The organism is Streptomyces carminius, assembly GCF_002794255.1.
Classification (GTDB): Bacteria; Actinomycetota; Actinomycetes; order Streptomycetales; family Streptomycetaceae; genus Streptomyces; species Streptomyces carminius.
Genome location: NZ_PGGW01000018.1, coordinates 2,501 through 21,771, shown reverse-complemented (window position 1 = coordinate 21,771; position 19,271 = coordinate 2,501). Strand labels below are relative to the sequence as shown.

Genomic DNA, 19,271 nt, shown 5'->3' with positions numbered 1-19,271 from the left:
GAACAACCAGCCATGCCTTTCGCGAACTTCAAGGTCCCCGAGAAGACCCTCACCCCGAAGCAGAAGGAGGAGATCGTCACCCGCACCACCGAGCTGTACGTCGAGATCTACGGCGAGCGCGCCCGCAACAACACCATGGTTCTGGTCGAAGAGGTCGCCGACGGCGGCTGGGGCATCTCCGGCAACGTGCTGACCCTCGCCATGCTCGGCGAGGCGACACCGACCGACACCAGCGACGCCTGACCGCACCGGCCGTCATTCGGCCAAGACAGCACCTTGGAACCGAGGGCCGCCGGGTCGAGCGTCCGCCACACGGCCTCGTTCGTCCGGGGGTCGGTGAAGATCAGCGAAGCCCTCATCGTGTCCCCGTACTCGATCGGTCGGCGGTGTCCGCCGGGGTGCGGGGACGGGGGCACGGCAGCGGTCAGTCCCAGGCCGAGCCGATTGTCCATGTCCAGGCGGAAGGTGCCGTACGGGTTGACGTTGGACCAGAACAGCGCGGTCAGGCCGCGCCGGTCCTCGTCGCTCAGATTCTTTGCCCAGACCGGCTCGGCCAGGACCTGCTGCATCAGTTCCGGGTGTTCCGGGTGCCGGGACGCGGCGGAAGAGCAGGTCGCGGACGACGTGCCCCTTCGCCAGGCCCTGCCGCTCGAAGCGGGTCGGCGGCCGGAAGTCCGGCCGGGGCGCGTAGCCGCCGCCCGGCTCCGTGTTCTCCAGCTCCGGGCAGCCGGACAGCACCTGAAGCATCCGCTCCGCGTACGGCTCCCAGTCGGTGGCGCAGTGCAGCAGCCCGCCCGGCCGCAGCCGGGAGGCGGCCAGCGACACGAACTCCGGCTGGACGATGCGCCGCTTGTGGTGCCGCTTCTTGGGCCACGGGTCGGGGAAGAAGACGCGGATCCCGGCGAGGACGCCCGGGCCGAGCATCTCGCGCAGCAGGATGATCGCGTCCCCGTTGGCGACCCGGACGTTCGTCAGCCCGTCCCGCTCCGCCAGCGCCAGCAGATTGCCCTGCCCCGGGGTGTGGACGTCGGCGGCGAGGATGCCGGTGCCCGGATCGGCGGCGGCCATCGCGGCGGTGGCCTCGCCCATCCCGAAGCCGATCTCCAGCACGACCGGGGCGCCCGGCGGGAGGGTGTCGAAGAGCTCGTCCAGGTCCAGCCGGCGGTCGCCGTCGATCTCCACGCCCCACTGCGGCCACAGCTTCAGCAGGGCCTTGCGCTGGTTGACGGTGACCCGGCTGCGGCGCGGCTGGAAGCTGCGGATGCGGCGCTCGTGGCGGTCCCCGGCGGGGTCGGCGGCGGGGCCGTCGCCGTCGGGGAACATCCGCCCGCGGCGCGGGGCGGGCACCGGCCCGGGCGCGGCGGTCTCTGCGGTGGTGTCCGCAGCGGTGTCTGCGGTGGTCTCTGGTGCTTTCTCGGACACAGTGGCTACGAGTCTACGGCCGCCCGCCCGCCGGGACGGGCGGGCGGGCGGCCGTACGCCGTGGGCGGCGGGACGGTCAGCGGACCGGGCGGCCGTGCCCCGGGGCGTCCAGGCGGGCGAACCAGCGCGCGTTGTGCCCGATCGCCGCCCGGTACGTGGCGCCGTGCCCGGCGTCGCCGTGGTTCACGACCCTGGCGCGCACCCCGCGCTCGGCCAGCTCCCGTACGCAGCTCACGGTGTTGCCGACGGGCACGTCGCGGTCGCCGTCGGAGGTGTGGAGCTTCACCGGTACGCGCGGCGCCCACTCGCAGACGCCGTCGTTGAGCCGGAGCACCTCCGCGAGGGTGCCGGTGGGGTGCCGCACCCGCTCGTACCACTCGTCGGTCAGCAGCTCCGCCACCGTGGCGGGGAGCTGCCCGACGATCTCCCGGTCCTGGTGGTCGTTGTCGAAGAGCTCCTCGACGCGGCCGGCGTACGGCTCGCGGAAGACCTCGCGCGGATCGGCGTAGAGCGGGTGCAGCCGGTTCTGGGCGACGAGGAAGTAGGTGAGGTAGAACACCCCGGACCGGCCGTCGATCCGCCCGTCGAAGAGCGCGGGCAGCTCCTCGCCCAGCAGGTCGTACGGCCCGGCGACGGGGGCCAGCGCCCGCAGCCGCCAGTGCCGGTCCGCGCCCCGGGACAGCTCCTCGCCCAGCGCCATGGCGACCTGGCCGCCCTGCGAGAAGCCGGTGACGTACACCTCGCCGGTCAGGTGCCTGCCGTGCCGGGCGGCGGCGGGCCGGGCGGCGCGCAGCGCGTCCAGGGAGGCGGAGACGGAGGAGCGGTTGTCCACGTACGGGTGGGTGCCCGGGCCGGTGCCCAGGCCCAGGTAGTCGGGGGCGACGGCGGCCCGGCCGCCGGAGGCGTACAGCAGGGCGCCCAGGACGGAGACGTTCTCGCCGGTGGAGGGCGCGTTGTCGCGGTGGGCGGTGGTGCCGTGGAGTTCGGCGACGGTGGCCAGGTGTGCGCCGCCGCCGTCGGGCAGGGCGAGGAGGGCGGAGGCGGTCGTCGGGGCGCCGTCCGGGGTGATGGTGGCGTAGGTGACGCGGTGGGTGGTGACGCCGTGGCGTACGGCGGCGGCGTCCGCGCCGTTGGCCGCGACGAACTCGCTCAGCTCCGCGGCGGTCCACTCGGCCAGGGGCGTGACGGACAGCAGCGCGCCCCGGGGGTGGTCCGCGGCGGTGTGCGGCGCGGCGGCCCGCGGTGCGGTGTTCTGCGGGGGCGCGGCGGGGGAGGCCGCCAGGGCGGGGGCGGCGGACAGGGACAGCAGGAGCGCGGTGGCGGCGGCCACCGCGCCGCGGCGTGGATGGCGTACGCGCCGGATGCGCGCGGTCGGCCGGGGCGGGACGGTGGCGTCGGCTCGCTCGTCGGTTTCCGTCATGGGGGTGATCCTCGGACGGAATCCGGCATTCCGGAACAGGGCCTTCACCAGGGCCCGGGTGGGGCTGTCCCCACCCGGGCCCCGGCGGACGGCGACGGGGGACGGGGGACGGTCAGACCTTGCGCCAGCCCGGCACCCAGGCGCCGTCGGTGACCGTGTAGTCCCCGAACAGCGCCGGGGCCTCGCGCCGCATCAGCTCGCCCACCTTGGCGAAGACCAGCCGGATCTCCTCCTCGGCGCCCGGCGCGGTGCGGTTCTCGATGACGTGCCGCAGGGTGCGGACGTTCGCCGTCCACACCAGGCCCGTCGCCACGCCCTCGGGGGCGAAGCGGCGCATGAAGGAGGTCTTCGCCTTCTTCTCGGAGAACTTCACGCCCTCCTCGTCCAGTCCGAAGTGCCCGGCCATCCAGCCCTGGAACTCCTCCATCCGGCCCAGCAGGTCGGTGGCGCGCTCCATCAGCTCCTCGTCCTGGCGGGCCCACTCCGGGAACCAGAAGGGCAGGTCGTCCAGGCGGACGAAGCGCAGCGACTCCTGCGAGACGGCCGTACCGGCGCGGTGCCGCACGAGCTCGTGGGTGGCCACCCGGCTCACGTTGTGCAGCACGAAGGAGAAGCTGAGGTGCTCCAGCACCGAGCCGTGCGCGGAGGCCAGGATGTTGGACAGGTACTTGTCCTGCTCGGTGCGGATGCGGGTGACGTTCGGGTTCAGGCCCGGCTCCCAGGAGCGGTAGCAGATGCGGCCGGCGAACTCGGCGAGGTTCTGCGCGTCGTCCAGGTCGCCGCGGTCCAGGCGCTCCAGCCAGCTCTCGCCGCCGACCTCGGCCAGGTAGGCCGCGACCTCGCCGTAGTCGAGGCTGGGGCGGGCGATCAGGCGGATCTCGGGTTCGACGGGGCGCAAGACGGTCTCCGTTGGGGTCGGGAGTGTGCGGGTCAGTGTCCCATTTCGTCCTGCCCGGGGGACAGCCGGGCGCCGGTTGCCGGGTTCGCCCGCGCTTCCACGAGGGTTCCACCGGCGGAGCGGTCGGCCGGCGGCGGACCACGCGGACCGCGCCGTCCGGCTCCTTCATTGCCGATCGGCGACAGGAAGGCGCCGGGAATTGACGATCCGCGCCGAGGGCCCCGACCGGAGCGCCGCACGGTCCGCCGCCCAGCCACCATGGCGTTGTCAACGACCGACCAAGCCGGTCGCGGGGCACGGCACGACGGCCGTCGCCGGCGACCGAGAACGCGGAGAGCACACGTATGCGCATACGGCGAAGGACAGCGGCACTCACCACCGGAACGGCTCTCGCGGCCGGGGCGCTGCTCGCCACCGTCGCGGCCCCCGCCCAGGCGTACAACCCCAACCCGGCCGCGTATGTCAACGTGGTCCCGACGGACAACTGCCCCTGCACCTACGGGGACCTGATCGACGGGACCTACTTCCAGAAGGACGCGGGCGGCAAGGGCGTCAAGATCCTGGCGACGTCGCCGAACTCCTCCTCCGACATCCTGGGCAAGGTCGAGTTCCACCCCCTGGGCGAGAAGCTCTGGATCTACGACACGAAGAACGACGGGGACGCCCTCTACGCCACCGTGGAGTACTACTCCGGCGGCAACAAGATCACCAAGGGGCCCTACAAGGCTCCGGGCACCGCGAAGAGGATCGACATCCGCACCGTCGACCTGAACATCGCCGAGGGCGCGGGCGTGGTGGTCAGGCTGTACGACGGCAACGGCACGGACCTGGTCCGGGCCGTCTACTCGGGCCGCGCCTGACCTCCGGCCGACGCCTGCCCGGGCCGGGCCCGGCGGCCCGGCCCGGGCAGGCGCTCGTCCCCCTTCCGCGACAGGGCCCCGCCGCGGGCCGTGCCCCGCCTCCCGGTGTCCGGCCGCGGGGCGAACGCCCGACGCCGGTAGTCGCCCGGCGGGGCACCGTAGGCGGCACGGAAGGCCCTGCTGAAGTGAGCCGGGGACGTGAAGCCCCAGTCGGCGGCGACGGCATGGACGGGGACCGCCCGCCGGGCCGGGTCGGTGAGGGCCCGGCGGGCGGCCTCCAGGCGGCCGGCGCGGATCAGGCCCGCCACCGTCTCCTCCTCGGCCTCGAAGAGGCGGTGGAGCTGGCGGGTGGAGAGGTGGTGGGCGGCGGCGACGGTGACCGGGGACAGCCCGGGGTCACGCAGGTTCTGCCGGACGTACTCACGGACGCGGAGCACCAGGGTGCGGTCGCGGGTCCCGGCCGGAAGCCCGGCCGTGGTCTCGGACTCCTGGGCCAGCATCCCGGCCACCAGATCGGCCAGCAGGGCGTTCAGGCGCGGGACGTCCGAGGGGCGGTAGCCGGGCTCCCCGCCGACGAGCTGGACCAGGGTCTGCGCGAGCAGCAGACCGAAACCGCGCCGCCCGGAGATCTGCCGCCCGAGCAGCCGGTCGACGTGCGGGCGGAGGAGCGGCGACAGCGGTACCAGTGGTTTGGGGATCTCCATGCCGATGCCCACGACCGGCGAGCCGCCGGGCGGTGACCACACCTCGCACGGCCGCGAGGTGTCGATCAGGTAGATGTCACGGCCGTGGCTCGCGTCGCTGTTGCCCGCCTGCGCGGTGGCCAGGGTCCCGCTGCCGGGCAGGACCAGGGTGAGGTGGTACAGCTCCGGGTCGGAGCTCCGTATGTCCCGGGGGCCTCGCCGGTAGCGGCACGGCTGGACGGTGCTCGCCCACACGGACAGCCGGCCGAGGTGCAGCAGACGCTGGGAGGCCGCGAAGTCGGCGAGGCGGTGGCTGGTGACCTCCATCGGCGCGACGGTGCGGCGCATGCACTCCCGCCAGGCGTCGAACCGCTCCGCCCGCCCCAGGTCCTCGGTCCGGAACACCGTCTCGGTCAGCACGGACGTCAGGCCCCCTCCACGATCCCGCCCCCGGTCTGTCCTGCTGTCTCGGCCATGATCGGCCGGCGGCCCCAGGCTCGCAGCTCACCCGCCGTCCCGGCAAGCAGCGGCGCCCCGACGGGGCATCCCGGGGAGCCGCAGACACTGACCTGGGGGTTTCCGCGGGGGAAGGGGGACGGCGCGGTACCCGCGGCCGGGAGACCCGGCACCGGCGGCCGGAGCGCGGGCGTGGGCGGAACCGCCCGGGGCCGGGGGCCGGGTCAGCGCACCGCCGCGTCCAGCTCCGCCAGGGCCCGGCGCGCCACCTCGCGGCCGATCGGCAGGGCGGCCGTCGCCGCCGGGGACGGGGCGTTGAGGACATGGACGGTGTGCGGACCCCCGGTGATCAGGAAGTCGTCCACCAGCGCGCCGTCCGGCCCGACCGCCTGGGCCCGCACGCCCGACGGGGCCGGACGCAGATCCGCCGCGTCCACCTCCGGCAGCAGCCGCCGCACCGCCTCGGTGAAGGCCGTCTTCGACAGCGAGCGGCGCAACTCGCCCGCGCCGTACCGCCAGTGGCGGCGGGCGACGCGCCAGGTGCCAGGCCAGGCCAGCGTCCCGGCCAGCTCGCGGGGGCGGAGGGTGCCCCGGCCGTAGCCCTCCCGGGCCAGGGCCGGCACGGCGTTGGGCCCGAGGTGGACCGAGCCGTCCACCCCGCGCGTGAGATGCACGCCCAGGAACGGGAACGCCGGATCCGGCACCGGATAGACCAGGCCCCGCACCAGCCCGGCACGCTCCGGGGCCAGTTCGTGGTACTCGCCCCGGAACGGCACGATCCGCACCGGCGGTACGTCGCCCGCCAGGGCGGCGACGCGGTCGCAGTGCAGCCCCGCGCAGTTCACCATGGCCCGGGCCCGCACCACCGCGCCCGCCGCCGTACGGACGGCCACGCCGAGCCCCGGGCGGCGGTCCACGGCCGCCACCTCGGCGCCGCAGCGCACCTCGCCCCCGGCCGCCGACACCAGCCGGGCCAGCTCGGCGGCGACCGCGCCGAAGTCGCAGACGCCGGTGGTGCCCACGTGGATCGCCGCCAGGCCGCGCACATGCGGCTCGTACTCGATGATCTGGGCCGGGCCCAGCTCCCGCACCGGGATGCCGTTCTTCCGGCCGCGCTGCACCAGGGCGTGCAGCCGGGGCAGCTCCGCCCGCTCGGTGGCGACGATCAGCTTGCCCGTGATCCGGTGCGGGATGCCGTGCTCGGCGCAGAACTTCACCGTCTCCGCCGCGCCCCGCACCGCGAACCGCGCCTTGAGCGAGCCGGGCCGGTAGTAGACGCCGCTGTGGATCACTCCGCTGTTGCGGCCGGTCTGGTGCCGGGCCGGGCCGGGCTCCTTCTCCAGGACCACCACCTTGAGGCCGGGCCGGAGCCGGGTGAGCGCGTACGCCGCCGCCAGCCCGACGATGCCGCCGCCGACCACCAGCACGTCGCAGTCGTACGCGGCGCGCCGCGCGGGGGCCGCCGGGGAGCCGGGGGAGACCGTGAACGCCGAGGAGACAGTGGACACGTCTTCCATCATGGCCCGTGGCACTGACAGGCAACCCTCACCGGACGCCCCGGATCACCCGCCGCCCGGTGCAGCCGCCCGGTGCAGCCGTCCTCGCCACGGCACCCGTCACGGCACCCGTCACGCCTGCGCCGCCAGCAGCGGGCGCGCCCGCTCCCGCAGCTCCGCCACCCGCGGCTCGTGGCCGTACGGCTCCAGCCGGTGCATCAGGTCCCGCACGTACTCGTTCGTCCGTGCCGAGGAGATCCGCCCGGCGACCTCCACCGCCCGGGTGCCCGCCGCACAGGCCGCGTCCAGATTGCCCGACTCCAGCTCCGCGACCGCCGAGACCACCAGCCGCAGTCCGTGCGAGCGGGCGTACTCCTCCGTCGGCCGCGACAGCGCCTGCGCGGTGAAGCGGCGCACCTGGCCCGGCGCCTTCAGGTCGCGGTAGCACTCGGCGGCGTCGGCGGCGAGCCGGTCGTAGGAGTAGAACTCCAGCCAGGACGGGTCCGGATCGCCGTCCCGGGAGCGCTCCAGCCAGCCCTCGGCCGCCGCCAGCGCCGTACCGCAGGCCGCCTCGTCGTCCGCCTTGGCGTGGGCCCGGGCCTCGACCAGGTGGAAGAAGCTCATCGTGCGGGCCGTGGCCAGGCCCCGGTTGCGCTCCAGCGCGGCCTGCGCCAGGTCCACGCCCTCGTCGGCGAAGCCGCGGTACGTCGCCTGCAGCGACATCGACGCCAGGACGTAGCCGCCCAGCGGTACGTCGGCCGCCGCCCGGGCCAGCCGCAGCGCCTGGATGTAGTAGCGCTGCGCGGCCTCCTGCTGGCCGGTGTCGAAGGCCATCCACCCGGCCAGCCGGGTCAGTTCGGCGGTGGCGCCGAACAGCGCGCGGCCCACCTCGTCGCTGTAGGAGCCCAGCAGCAGCGGGGTGGCGTCCACCCGCAGGCACTCGGGCACCATCGACGAACGCCAGTCGCCGCCGCCGTACTTGGAGTCCCAGCGGCGCGCCTCCTGGGCGGCCTCCCGCAGTTTGGCCACATCGCTGTGGCCGACGCGCAGATGCGCCGGGGCGGGCGGTGGGAGGGAGGAGCCCGGGCACGGGGGATCCGACGAGGACCTGGTCCGCCGCCGGTCCCGCTCCGCGGCCTTCGCCAGGGCCGCCGCGTCCCGCGCGACCGAGCTGTCGGCCGGGGTTATCAGCCAGCGGGAGGTGGGGAGGGCGTAGGCGTTCACCGAGAACGAGCCCGCCAGGGACTGCCAGACGCCGCCGCCGCCACCCCGCCGGCCGGCCGGGTCGAGCCGGTACAGCTCCGTCGCCGAGCGCACCGCCGCGCCCACGTCGCGCGGGAAGGCCAGGCCCACCTCCGGGGTCGGGTCGGCGTCCGCCAGCCCGATCTCGTGCAGCGGAACGGGACGTCCCAGTTTGCTGCCGATCGCGGCGGCGATGAGGTGCGGCGCGGCGCCCTGGGGCACCATGCCCTTGGACACCCACCGGGCGACCGAAGTCTTGTCGTACCGGAGGCTCAACCCCCGCTGTGCGCCGAGGTCGTTGACCCGGCGGGCGAGTCCGGCGTTGCTGATTCCCGCGAGGGCGAGAACGGCGCCGAGTTTCTCGTTCGGACCGCGTGGCTCCCTGGACATGCGCGCACCCCTGACCCACAGCCGACGGCCGCCCCGTGCCGCGCACGGGGCATTCCGTCAACCCAGCGTAGTTCGCCGCATCCCTACCGTTAAGGGGCGTCCGAGGGGATGGCGGGATTCGACTCCGTGCGGGAGTACGCGATCGGCAATGTGCGAACGCTTTCCGGGCCGCCGCGGGGCGGGTTCGGGAGCGTCCGGGCCCGGTCGGGCATGCACGTGCGGCGTGTGCTCCGGGTGTGTGCCGGTGCGCCGGTCCGTGCGCTCTGTGCGGCGCGGAGGGGAAGCGCTTCCATGGGTGCTGCGTGGGTCGGCCCGCTGAACTGGACACAGTGGGCTGGGGGAAAGCCGTCGCCCCATTCCCCGCGGGCGGCGGTACGGTCCGGGAGGCGACGATGCCTCCCGGACTGCCGAGGACGTTCGCACGAAATTTCGTGCGGCATATTTCACGGCAAATATTTGGCCGAATGACGCTGTTTGCGATGCGACCGTTCGGCAACCGGTAAGGGCGTCGACGACCGACGCCCGACATCCGCGCGTCCGCGCACCGGTACGTCTCCCGCGCGCCCATCCCGTGGCAGCATGGTCCGCAGCGACGGCAGTTGACAGCCGGCGGCCGGCCGGCCGCCGGCGGCTCTGGGCCCATGCGGAGGCGGGGATGCGGTGGTTGGTGGGATGGGCCGCGGACAACGCGCGCGGCTCGGGCACCGTGCCGCGGCCCGGGCGGGAGATCCGGCCGGTCGGCGCGCAGCAGCTGTGGGACGGCCCCGACCCGCTGTGGGCGGTCGGTGACTGGCGCCCCGACGAGGTGCGCGTCGTCGAGGTCGACGGCGGCAACCGGCTCGCGGTACTGGGCTGTTGCGGCGCCTCCGACGAACAGCTGCGCGTCGGGCTGTTCGCCGCCCGCGGCGGCGCCCTGCGCCATCTGACCGCCTGGCCCGGCAGCTACACCGCCGTGGTGCGCATCGGCCGCCGTATCACCGTCACCACCGACCTCGCCGGCGCCCGGCCCGTCTTCCACACCCCGTGGGCGGGCGGCACCGCCTACGCCACCGCGGCCCTGCCGCTGGCCGACCTGATCGAGGCCCAGCTCGACGTCGGACACCTCGCCGCCCTGCTGGCCTGCCCCGACGTGCCCGAGGCACTGGGCGACGGCACCCCGTACGCCGGGGTGCGGCGCGTACCGCCCGGCCACGCCCTGATCCTGCGCGACGGCAGCAGCCGGGAGACCGTCGGCTACGAACCCGCCGTCCCCACCGTCGTCGCCGCCACCCCGGTCGACGCCGACGACGCGATCGCGGGCATCCGCGACGCCCTGGTGGAGGCGGTACGGGTACGGCTGGCCGCCCCGCGCCACGCCCCCGTGCCCGACCTCGACGACCTCGACCCCGGCCCGGTCCCCGGCATGGGCCCCGCCCAGCGCCGCGCGGGCCGCCCGCCGCGCGGCCCCGCGCCCGGCATCGGCGCCGACCTGTCCGGCGGCAGCGCCTCCGCGACACTCGCGCTGCTGGCCGCCGGACTGCCGGGCATGCCGGGCACCGTCTTCGGCACGGCGGGGACGGCGGCCGGCGAACGGCTGCTCGCCGTCACCTTCAACGACCTCACCCTCGGCGCCCTCGACCCCCTCGACACCCTCGGCGCGCCCGGCACCCAGGGGCTGCCCGCGGGCCGCGCGGCCGAACTGGAGCGGGCCCGCAGCATCGCCGAGAACCCGCGGCTGCACCATGTCGTCGTGGCGCTCGGCGAGGAGGCCCTGCCGTACGCCGGACCGGACGGCGGCCCGCTCGTCGACGGGCCGCTCACCGACGAACCGGGCCCCTCGCTGATCACCGCCGAACGGCACCGGCGGCGGCTGGCCGCGGGCAGCGCCGACCAGCTCGGCGGCTACGGCGCCCGGCAGGTGCTCGACGGGCACCCGGCCCGGCTGGCCGACCTGCTGCTGGACCGGCGCCGCCGCCACCTGCTGCGGCCCGTCACGGCGCTGGCCAGGGCGGAGGGCCCGCCCGGACGGTCGGTGCTCGTGCCGCTCACCGTCTACCGGGCGGCGCGGCGGCTGGCCCGCACCCCGTACCGGGACGGGATGCTGGACGCCGCGCGGCGGCTGCGCGAGCACGAACCGGCCGTGGTCGGGGCGTACGGCGCCGGACCGGACGGCGCGGGCGCCGGTGCGGGCGCGGGCGCGAGCGCGGGTGGCGGGACCGGTAACGGGGCCGGCGCGTACGGAGCGCTCGACGCCTCGCTGGCCGCCCTCGCCTGGTGCCGGCCGGGACCGGCCGCGCGCTGGCTGACGGGTGAGGTGCTGGCGGAAGTATCGATTCGGCTGGAGCAGGCCGCGCTCCGCCCGGTGCCCGACGAGACCGGCACCCGGCCGGGGGAGCGGCGGGCGCGCGCCGCACTGGGCCGGCTGGCCGCCGACCACCGCCTGCTGGAGCAGGCCGCCGAGGTGCGCAGCCAGCGGCTGCACGCGCCCTTCCTGGACAACCAGGTCGTACGCGCCTGCCGGGCCCTGCCCGAGGCCCTGCGCGTCCAGCCGGGGGCGCGGGCCTCGGTGCTGCGCGCCGTCCTGACCGGGGCGGGCATCCGCGAACTGCCGCCCGGCTGGGGCGTTCCCTCCCAGGTCACGGACACGGCGGCGGCACGGACCGGGCTGCGGAGCCGGGTCGGTGAGCTCATCGACCTCTTCGACGCCCCGCTGCTCGCCGACGCCGGACTGGTGGAGGCCCGGGTCGTCCGCCGGGCACTGCGGGCGGCCGCCGAGGGCGAGCCGCTGCCGCTGGACGGGCTGGCGGAACTGGTCTCCACCGAGGTCTGGCTGCGGCGGCTGCTGGCCCGCCGGGGGAGCTGCTGGACGGGCACCGCCGCGCCGCGTCAGCGGGCGGTGGCCGGCGGGGTGCCGCAGCGTCCGAGCCTGTGACGTCCCGCCGGACACCGGACGGTGTCCGGCGTCCGGCCCGGCACCTTTCCCGCGTTTCCCGTATTTCCCGCGTTTCCCGCGTTTCCCGCGTTTCCCGCGTTTCCCGCGTTTCCCGCGATCCGGCGGTCCCTTTCCGCGGTGCCCGGGGTGCCACGGGCGCGTGCGGTGCGACCGGACGGGACGGTCAGCGGCAGTGGAACCGCGCCCGGGCCCAGTCCGCCAGGACCGCCTGGTCCACAACGGTGGGCGCCTCGACCACCAGCCGGACCGTGCGCCGCCCGGTGAGCGGCACCCGTACCGGCACCGGCGCGTCACCCCTGCGGAGGAGGTCCGACCGCCACAGCCGGACCCCGTCGGCGTGGACGGCGAAGCGGACCGCGCCCCGGCCCAACGTCAGATCGTCCACCCCGGCCAGCGCCTCGAACACGGTGCAGGCCCCGCCCACCTCGACCACCACCGACGAACCGGCGCGCACCGTCACGCCGGGGCCGCGGTCCCGCCCGTCGACGTACAGGTGGGAACGGGGCCACAGCCAGCCGCTCTCGTCCCTGCGGACATCGGGCCCACCGGCACCGGGCCCGTCCCGGTACAGCCGCTCCAGCCGGTGGACGGCGGGCCCGGAGCGCGCCGGAGGCCGTGCGGACGGCGCGGGCGGCGGGGAGACCAGCGGGCTGCCGACATCCGGCCGGACGGACCCCGGAACGTCCGGAACGACGCCCCGGCCCGGGGAACCCGGCGCAGCCGGGGGGACGGACGCGTTCCCCGCCGGATCACCGGGCCGGTCCGCCCGGCCGGCGGGCGCACCGGCCCGTCGCCCCGGACCCGCCACTCCCGCACCCACCACCGCATCCGCGTCCGGCTCCGCGGCCGCCACCTCCAGATCACGTAACCGGGAGCCCTTCACCTCCGCGCCCGTACCCGCGCCGTCCGCGGTGTCGGGCAGAGTCGCGGCGGGACCCGGGCTTCCCGTGCCCGGCTGCGGTCCGCGGGGCCGCTGGCCGTCGCCGACCAGCGCCAGCGTCAGCGCGGTGGCCACCGCGGCGGCCATCACACCCGCGGTGACACCGGCCTTCGCGGTGGCACCCAGGCCGTCGGACACCGTCGTGCCGTCCGCGCCCGGCCGGCCGCCCGGTGCGTCGAGCAGGCACCCCCGGCCGGCCGGACCCTTTCCGCGGGCGGCCCTCGCCGACCCCGGCGGGCCGGCCCACCCCACTTCGCCCGCCGACCCCGGCACGGCACCCTCGTCCAGGACGCCCACCACCGCGTAGCCCGCCGCACCGGCCGTCTCCGCCGGACGCGGGTACGGCCCCATCCGGTGGAAGCCGTACTCACCCGCGGCCGAGTACGCCGAGCGGGCCGAGTACCCCGGGTGCGCCGAGTACTCGGCCGCGCCCCAGCCCATGACCGCCACCGGCAGCAGCAACCGCAGCCGTTCGCGGACGTCCCCGGCGTCCCACGCGGCCGACCGGCAGTCCACGCACTGCTCCAGGTGCCTGTGCACTCCCCGCCCCGGCCGCGTCCGCCGGCTCCGGCGGGTGTACGCGCCCAGCCGGTCGACATGGCGTGCGCAGTCCCCGCCCGCCGCCCGCGCCCGGCCGATGTGCGCGTGCAGGTACGCCTGCCGCAGTCCCTCCTCGGCCCGGTGGGCGAGCCGCTCCGCCGCCCGTGCCGTCAGCCCCAGCAGCGGCGCGGCCCCGCGCGGCGGCTCGTTCTCGACGACGGTGTGCCACAGCACCACCTGCCAGCGCTCGGGCAGGCGGCGGAAGGCGTCCACCACCGTCGAGCGCTCGGCCCGCCACATGGCCCGTACGTCCGCGTCCGACTCGAAGGACTCACCGCTGCCCGGCGAGTCGGCCGCCACGGCGAACACCGCGAACTCCTCGGCCAACTGCTCCCAGCAGGCCGTACGTCCCCAGGCCGCCGCCACCTGCCGGACGACCGTCAGCAGCTGGACGCGCATCGCCGTGTCCGGGCCCGTGCCGTCGCGCACGGTCAGCAGTGTCCGCGCGAAGACCTCGTCGGCCAGGGCGTCCGCGGCGGACGAGGTCCGGCAGCAGTGGCCGGTGTAGCGGCGCACCGCGCCGTAGTGCCGCCGACGGAACTCCTCGTACGCGGTGGTGTCCCCGCCGCGCATCCGCGACACCAACTCGGTGTCGCTCGGTGACACCTCCTCCCCGTCCTCCCCGCTCCCCCTGCCCTCTCCGCCATCCGGATCATCCGGGTCCTCTGCGCTCGCTGGGTTCCCTCCGCTCGCAGGACGTTCGGAGTTCTCCGAACGCCGCCGCGGCACAGGTCCGCCCGCCTCGTCCGGCCCGTCCGTTCCGTGCGCGCTCCCCGGACCGTGCGACTCCTCCCACTCGTCAACACCCACAGCGAGGACCCCCGTACACACCGTTGCCACCGAACACCGGCAAAGCGTGTCACAACGGTGGTGGCGCGGGCTTCGAGGAAGCTTCTCAATCACCCGTCCGGGGCGGCGAACCGCGAAGTGGCGGGTATGAACGGCCTCCACGCTGTATAGGAGCGCTCCCACGGAGCGCGGGGTCGGTCGGGACCTACCGGCGCCCGACCGAAGTTGGCCGGAAAGCATCTCTACAGCGGTCTGCTGCCGGACCCAACGGATCGGCAACGGGCAGAAGGTGGCCGATAAGGGCCCGGAAAGCGAGCCGGGAGCGACCGGCACGCCGCAAACGGGCAACCGAAGCCCCTGCGGCGAGTCCGCTTCCGCGCCGCCCCTCCAACACCTCCGGCCACCCCGAAGGACCGTTCCGGCTGACCACAGCGGGGAAACGAGCACTCCGAAGGGCTGTTACGGATACTCCGCCCGACCGCACCGCCCGACCGCACCGCCCGACCGCACCGCCCGACCGCACCGCCCGGATCGTCCCGGCCCTGTGGCGGCCGGCCTCGGCCGACCGCCACAGGAGGGATCCTTCCGTTCCGACAGCGCCCGGCCCGCCCCGACCCCCGTCGACCGGCTCCGGGCCGTCCCCCGGCTCGCCCCAGCCCTCCGGTCAGGTGGTCTCCGGCCCGGCCGCCCCCTGCTCCGCCCCGTCCGGCCCGGTCACGGCGGACGACCGCAGGCGCCCGGGAAACCCCGGAAACCCCGGAAACCCCGGGAACCCCGGAAACCCGCGGAGCCTCGGGAACCTCAGAAGTCGGTCCCGCCGACTCGTCCGGCCTTCGCGGGCCTGCCGGTCCGCGGCCTCAGTCCCTCCAGCAGGATGTCGAGCAGCCGTTCCGAGGCCGCCGCCTGCTGCGCCGCGTTCGGCAGGGAAGGCGCCGCCGTCGCTATCACCAGCAGTACGTCCGAGACGGTCACGTCGGAGCGCAGCTCACCGGCCGCCTGGGCCCGCTCCACCAACTGTCCGACCACGTCGAGCAGCGCCGCCGCCCCCGCGTCGTCCTCGTCGTCCCGCCGGCCGGCCGTCTCCGGCCCCGCCCCCGAGGCCATCCGGTCGTCCACCAGCCGAAGCCCCGGCTGCCCGTGCCCGCTGCCCCGCGGTGTCCGCGACCCGCCGCGTTCACCACCGCTGCCTTCGGCCGACTCGTCGTCCGACGAGTCGACCCGCAGTATTCGGGGCGGCAGCAGCCGCCCCGCACCCGAGGCCACCGAGGTGCGCAGGAACCGGGAGAGCGCCGGCCACGGCTCCTCCTCCTGCCGCAGCGCCGTCCGCGCCTGCTCGGTCAGCCGCGCCGTCTCCTCCTCGGCGATCCGCCGCACCAGTACGTCCTTGCTGGGAAAACGCCGGTAGACCGTGCCGACTCCGACCCGAGCCCGACGCGCCACGTCCTCCATCGGAGCGCCGTATCCCGACTCGCCGAAGACCTCGCGCGCGGCACGCAGAACGTGCTCCAGATTGCGCTGGGCGTCGACCCGCAGCGGGGTCGTGCGCCCGCCTCCCCCGACGCTCCCTCCGCCGACCGCGTGAGTGGCGCCGCTCTCCGCGGACGAGTCCGAGACGACGGCGGTCGACCAACGAGAGCCCTGAATGCCCTGAATATGCATGTTGTGTTCCCCCGGTAATGAGCAGTCTCCCCCCGGAGACTCCCCGCCCTTGCCGCCGGGGCTACGGTCATGACTCCGCCCCGGCGTCCTACGAACATAGTTGAGGCCCGGTCACCAGAGAAAGAGCGTTGTTCCGCCACGTCCCCACTCTGATCGGAGTACGTCGCGACCGCCTCCTCCGGCACCGCGCCGGCATATGCGCATTCCTGCCTCCACCTGCGGTTTCACTCGCCGGGCAGGCGAAGGGAACAGTCCGGGCCCCGCCCTTCCGACGGTCATACGATTCTCCCGACCTGTGGACAAACGTGCGTCCGCGGGTGCGTCATGGACAGGTGACGAAGGAACCCGCGCGCATTCTCGTGGTCGGCGGCGGCTACGTAGGCATGTACACCGCCCTGCGCCTCCAGCGGCGCCTGAAGAAGGAACTGAGACGCGCGCGGGACGGGAACGGCGGCGTGGAGATCACCGTCCTCGGCCCCGAGCCGTACATGACCTACCAGCCGTTCCTGCCCGAGGCGGCCGCCGGGTCCATCTCGCCTCGCCATGTCGTCGTGCCCCTGCGCCGGGTGCTGCCGCACTGCCGGGTCCTGGTGGGCGAGGCGAAGGCCGTCGACCACGCCAGGCGCGTCGTCACCGCCGAGACCCCCGCCACCGGGGAGGCCGGCGCCGGCCCCGTCGAGCTGCCCTACGACGAACTCGTCCTCGCCCCGGGCTCCGTCTCCCGTGCCCTCCCGGTCCCCGGCCTCGCCGACCACGGCATCGGCTTCAAGACCATCGAGGAGGCCATCGGCCTGCGCAACCACGTCCTCGAACAGCTCGACATCGCCTCCTCCACCCGCGACCCCGGCATCCGCGCCGCCGCCCTCACCTTTGTCTTCGTCGGCGGCGGCTACGCGGGGGTGGAGGCCCTCGCCGAACTGGAGGACATGGCCCGCTACGCCTGCCGCTATTACCACAACATCCGCCCCCGGGACCAGAAGTGGATCCTGGTCGAGGCGGCCGATCGCATCCTCCCCGAGGTCGGCGGGGCACTGGGCCGGTACGCCGTCCGCGAGCTGCGCGGCCGCAACATCGACGTACGCCTCCGGACCCGGCTGGAGAGCTGTGCGAACCGGGTCGCCGTACTGAGCGACGGCTCCCGCCACCCCTGTCGCACCCTCGTGTGGACGGCGGGCGTCAAACCCCATCCCGTGCTCGCCGCCACCGACCTCCCCCGCGACGACCGCGGCCGGCTGCGCTGCACCGCCCGGTTGCGCGTCGAGGGGACCGAGCACGTCTGGGCCGCCGGAGACGCCGCCGCCGTCCCGGACCTGGCGGCGGAGGACGCCCCCCGGACCGGAGGCGTGGGGGACGGTGAGGGGGAGCCGGCCCGGATGTGCGCCCCCAACGCCCAGCACGCCCTGCGCCAGGCCCGTGTCCTGGCCGACAACCTGGTGGCGTCGCTGCGCGGCGAGGAGCTCGGGGAGTACCGGCACGCCCTTGCCGGGTCCGTCGCGTCGCTCGGCCTCCACAAGGGTGTCGCGCATGTCTACGGCCGCAAGCTCAAGGGCTACCCCGCCTGGTGGCTGCACCGTATGTACCACCTGAACCGGATGCCGACCGCCAACCGGAAAACGCGCATCCTCGCCGAATGGACGCTGGCCGGACTGTTCAAACGTGAGATCGTCTCGCTCGGGTCGCTGGAACATCCGCGTGCCGAGTTCGAGCTCGCCGCGGGCACCGACCGCCGTCCCAGGGGATCCTGACGGATGTCGGCCCCGTCGGCCACACTGTGCGTGTGACGATGGGCGGGCCCGCGCCGGTGAAGGGCAGCCGGCCGGCGCCGGTCCGGCCGTCACACGGACGGACGCCCGGGCGGAACGGCGCACGGCTCCGCGGACGTTCCCGCGAGCGGATCCCACCGGCACCCACACGCATCGCAGCAGCAGACACAGACGCATACGCAGACTCATCGGAACTTGGATCGGACCGCACGCAGTGAACTTCACGCGCTGGAGCGCCCGGCTGCCCGGCACACCGCGGCGTATCGCCGCCGCCCGGGCGGTACGGCGCAGGCCCCAGGCACCGGCCGGCCCGCCCGGCGCCGTACCGGCCGCCCGGAACGAAACCCGGAACGAGCAGGACGGCGCCTCCGCCCCGGAGACCGACGGGGCGGAGGCGCCGGACCGGATCGGTACGACGGCCGCCGTCACGGCGGTCACGGCCGGGGCAGCCGCGACGACCGCGGCCGGCCGCGGCATCGGCGCCCTGTCCGTGCAGGACCTGCTCGGACACCTCCCGGCGCTGGTCGCCCTCGTTCACGGCCCCGGCCACCGTGTCGCGTTCGTCAACGGCGCCTACACCGACGTCTTCGGCCCGCGCACCCCCGGCGCGCCCGCCGCCGAGGCCCTTCCCGAACTGGCCGAGCTGGGCCTGCTCCCGCTGATGGACCAGGTCCTGCGCAGCGGCAGACCCCGCACGGTCAAGTCCCGCCGCGTCCCCGCCCGTCCCGGCCGCACCCGTCCGGGCTACTACACCTTCACCTGCACCCCCATCGAACTGCCCGGCCCGGAGCCGGAGCGGGGCGTCCTCGTCTTCGCGGCCGAGGTGACCGACCAGATCGAGGTCGCCGAACGGCTGCGCGCCAGCGAGCGGCGCCAGCGCGAGGCCGCCGTCACCCTCCAGCGCAGCCTGCTGCCGCAGCAGCTGGAACAGCCCGACGACCTGCGGGTCGCCGCCGCCTACCAGCCGGGCGGCACGGAGGCGGCGGTCGGCGGCGACTGGTACGACGTCATCACCCTCGGCGCGGGCCGCACCGCCCTCGTCATCGGCGATGTGATGGGCCGCGGGGTACGGGCCGCCGCCGTCATGGGCCAGCTGCGCACCGCCGTCCGCGCGTACGCCCGGCTGGACCTGCCGCCCCACGAGGTGCTCCAGCTCCTCGACGGACTCGCCGCCGAGATCGACCCCAACCAGATCGCCACCTGCGTCTACGCCGTCCACGACCCCAACGAGGGCCGTCTGGTGTACGCCTCCGCCGGCCACATGCCGATCCTCGTCCGCGACCCGGACGGCACCGTCCACCGCGCCGAGGCCGCCACCGGCCCCCCGCTGGGCACCGGCGGCTGGCTGCACACCTCCGCCCCGGTCGCCTTCGGCCCCGGCTCCGCCGCCGTGCTCTACACCGACGGCCTGGTGGAGCGGCGCGACGCCGACATCGACCAGGGCATCGACGCCCTGGAAGGAGCCTTCGCCGGAGCCACCGGCACCCCGCAGATCGTCTGCGACCGGCTCCAGCGGGCCCTGGGCATCACCGCGGAACACGACGACGACGTGGCCCTCCTCGTCCTCCAGCACCCGGTCCGCACCGGTCATGACGCGGAGCTCTTCCACAACGCCGCGCTCGACCTCCTCGGCGGCAACGAGGCCGCGCCCCGGGCCCGCGCCTTCGCCTCCGGAGTCCTGGCCAGTTGGCGCTTCCCGGCGGAACTGCACGACCTGGGTG

The 19,271-nt window shown here is 75.3% G+C and carries 12 protein-coding genes and 1 pseudogene (1 of these 13 cut by a window edge); 5 read left to right on the top strand and 8 right to left on the bottom strand.

What is annotated here, in order from left to right; translation table 11 throughout:
- Window positions 1-12: 12 nt before the first annotated feature.
- Window positions 13-243: a tautomerase family protein gene (locus CUT44_RS06150; RefSeq protein WP_012013599.1), complete on the top strand. Its 231-nt coding sequence runs from the start codon at window positions 13-15 to the stop codon at window positions 241-243.
- A 354-nt stretch (window positions 244-597) separates the two neighbouring features.
- On the opposite strand, the pseudogene trmB reads toward CUT44_RS06150, so the two are convergent.
- The 3 genes and pseudogenes from trmB to thyX form a co-directional block, all read right to left on the bottom strand.
- A pseudogene (gene trmB, locus CUT44_RS06145) lies at window positions 598-1,323 on the bottom strand (tRNA (guanosine(46)-N7)-methyltransferase TrmB); the annotation flags it as partial.
- Between the two features lie 175 nt (window positions 1,324-1,498).
- The gene (locus CUT44_RS06140; RefSeq protein ID WP_199185629.1) at window positions 1,499-2,842 is read right to left on the bottom strand and encodes an alpha/beta hydrolase; all 1,344 of its coding nucleotides are present in this window, start codon (window positions 2,840-2,842) and stop codon (window positions 1,499-1,501) included.
- A 112-nt stretch (window positions 2,843-2,954) separates the two neighbouring features.
- Window positions 2,955-3,740, bottom strand: a complete 786-nt coding sequence (gene thyX, locus CUT44_RS06135; RefSeq protein ID WP_100201140.1) for an FAD-dependent thymidylate synthase — start codon at window positions 3,738-3,740, stop codon at window positions 2,955-2,957.
- 344 nt (window positions 3,741-4,084) lie between these two features.
- Between thyX and CUT44_RS06130 the strand changes: the two genes are divergently transcribed.
- Window positions 4,085-4,600, top strand: a complete 516-nt coding sequence (locus CUT44_RS06130; protein WP_100201139.1) for a hypothetical protein — start codon at window positions 4,085-4,087, stop codon at window positions 4,598-4,600.
- Here CUT44_RS06130 and CUT44_RS06125 read toward each other — a convergent pair.
- The 3 genes from CUT44_RS06125 to CUT44_RS06115 all read right to left on the bottom strand — a co-directional run bounded on the left by CUT44_RS06125 (window position 4,582) and on the right by CUT44_RS06115 (window position 8,867).
- Window positions 4,582-5,703, bottom strand: a complete 1,122-nt coding sequence (locus CUT44_RS06125; RefSeq protein WP_100201138.1) for a helix-turn-helix domain-containing protein — start codon at window positions 5,701-5,703, stop codon at window positions 4,582-4,584. The two genes, CUT44_RS06130 and CUT44_RS06125, sit on opposite strands and share 19 nt — an antisense overlap.
- Before the next feature lie 260 nt (window positions 5,704-5,963).
- Window positions 5,964-7,256: an L-2-hydroxyglutarate oxidase gene (gene lhgO, locus CUT44_RS06120; protein ID WP_100201170.1), complete on the bottom strand. Its 1,293-nt coding sequence runs from the start codon at window positions 7,254-7,256 to the stop codon at window positions 5,964-5,966.
- A gap of 111 nt (window positions 7,257-7,367) precedes the next feature.
- Complete coding sequence (locus tag CUT44_RS06115; protein WP_100201137.1) at window positions 7,368-8,867, bottom strand: MFS transporter; 1,500 nt, start codon at window positions 8,865-8,867, stop codon at window positions 7,368-7,370.
- Window positions 8,868-9,522: 655 nt separating this feature from the next.
- On the opposite strand from CUT44_RS06115, the gene CUT44_RS06110 reads away from it, so the two are divergent.
- Complete coding sequence (locus tag CUT44_RS06110; protein ID WP_100201136.1) at window positions 9,523-11,778, top strand: asparagine synthase-related protein; 2,256 nt, start codon at window positions 9,523-9,525, stop codon at window positions 11,776-11,778.
- 184 nt (window positions 11,779-11,962) lie between these two features.
- Here CUT44_RS06110 and CUT44_RS06105 read toward each other — a convergent pair whose 3' ends face one another.
- Complete coding sequence (locus tag CUT44_RS06105) at window positions 11,963-13,945, bottom strand: NPCBM/NEW2 domain-containing protein (protein WP_233221258.1); 1,983 nt, start codon at window positions 13,943-13,945, stop codon at window positions 11,963-11,965.
- Between the two features lie 984 nt (window positions 13,946-14,929).
- Window positions 14,930-15,787, bottom strand: coding sequence for a TetR/AcrR family transcriptional regulator (locus CUT44_RS06100; RefSeq protein ID WP_100201134.1), 858 nt, complete (start codon window positions 15,785-15,787; stop codon window positions 14,930-14,932).
- Between the two features lie 332 nt (window positions 15,788-16,119).
- On the opposite strand from CUT44_RS06100, the gene CUT44_RS06095 reads away from it, so the two are divergent.
- The gene (locus tag CUT44_RS06095; protein WP_269846167.1) at window positions 16,120-17,532 is read left to right on the top strand and encodes an NAD(P)/FAD-dependent oxidoreductase; all 1,413 of its coding nucleotides are present in this window, start codon (window positions 16,120-16,122) and stop codon (window positions 17,530-17,532) included.
- Window positions 17,533-17,764: 232 nt separating this feature from the next.
- Window positions 17,765-19,271: the 5' portion of an ATP-binding SpoIIE family protein phosphatase gene (locus CUT44_RS06090; RefSeq protein ID WP_199185628.1), read on the top strand. 275 nt of this gene lie beyond the right edge of the window; only the first 1,507 of its 1,782 coding nucleotides appear in the window; the start codon lies at window positions 17,765-17,767; its stop codon lies beyond the right edge, outside the window.

Coding starts and splice junctions, on each gene's coding strand:
- CUT44_RS06150 (WP_012013599.1), top strand. CDS start 13: ATGCCTTTCGCGAACTTCAAGGTCCCCGAGAAGACCCTCACCCCGAAG.
- CUT44_RS06140 (WP_199185629.1), bottom strand. CDS start 2,842: ATGACGGAAACCGACGAGCGAGCCGACGCCACCGTCCCGCCCCGGCCG.
- CUT44_RS06130 (WP_100201139.1), top strand. CDS start 4,085: ATGCGCATACGGCGAAGGACAGCGGCACTCACCACCGGAACGGCTCTC.
- lhgO (WP_100201170.1), bottom strand. CDS start 7,256: ATGGAAGACGTGTCCACTGTCTCCTCGGCGTTCACGGTCTCCCCCGGC.
- CUT44_RS06115 (WP_100201137.1), bottom strand. CDS start 8,867: ATGTCCAGGGAGCCACGCGGTCCGAACGAGAAACTCGGCGCCGTTCTC.
- CUT44_RS06110 (WP_100201136.1), top strand. CDS start 9,523: ATGCGGTGGTTGGTGGGATGGGCCGCGGACAACGCGCGCGGCTCGGGC.
- CUT44_RS06100 (WP_100201134.1), bottom strand. CDS start 15,787: ATGCATATTCAGGGCATTCAGGGCTCTCGTTGGTCGACCGCCGTCGTC.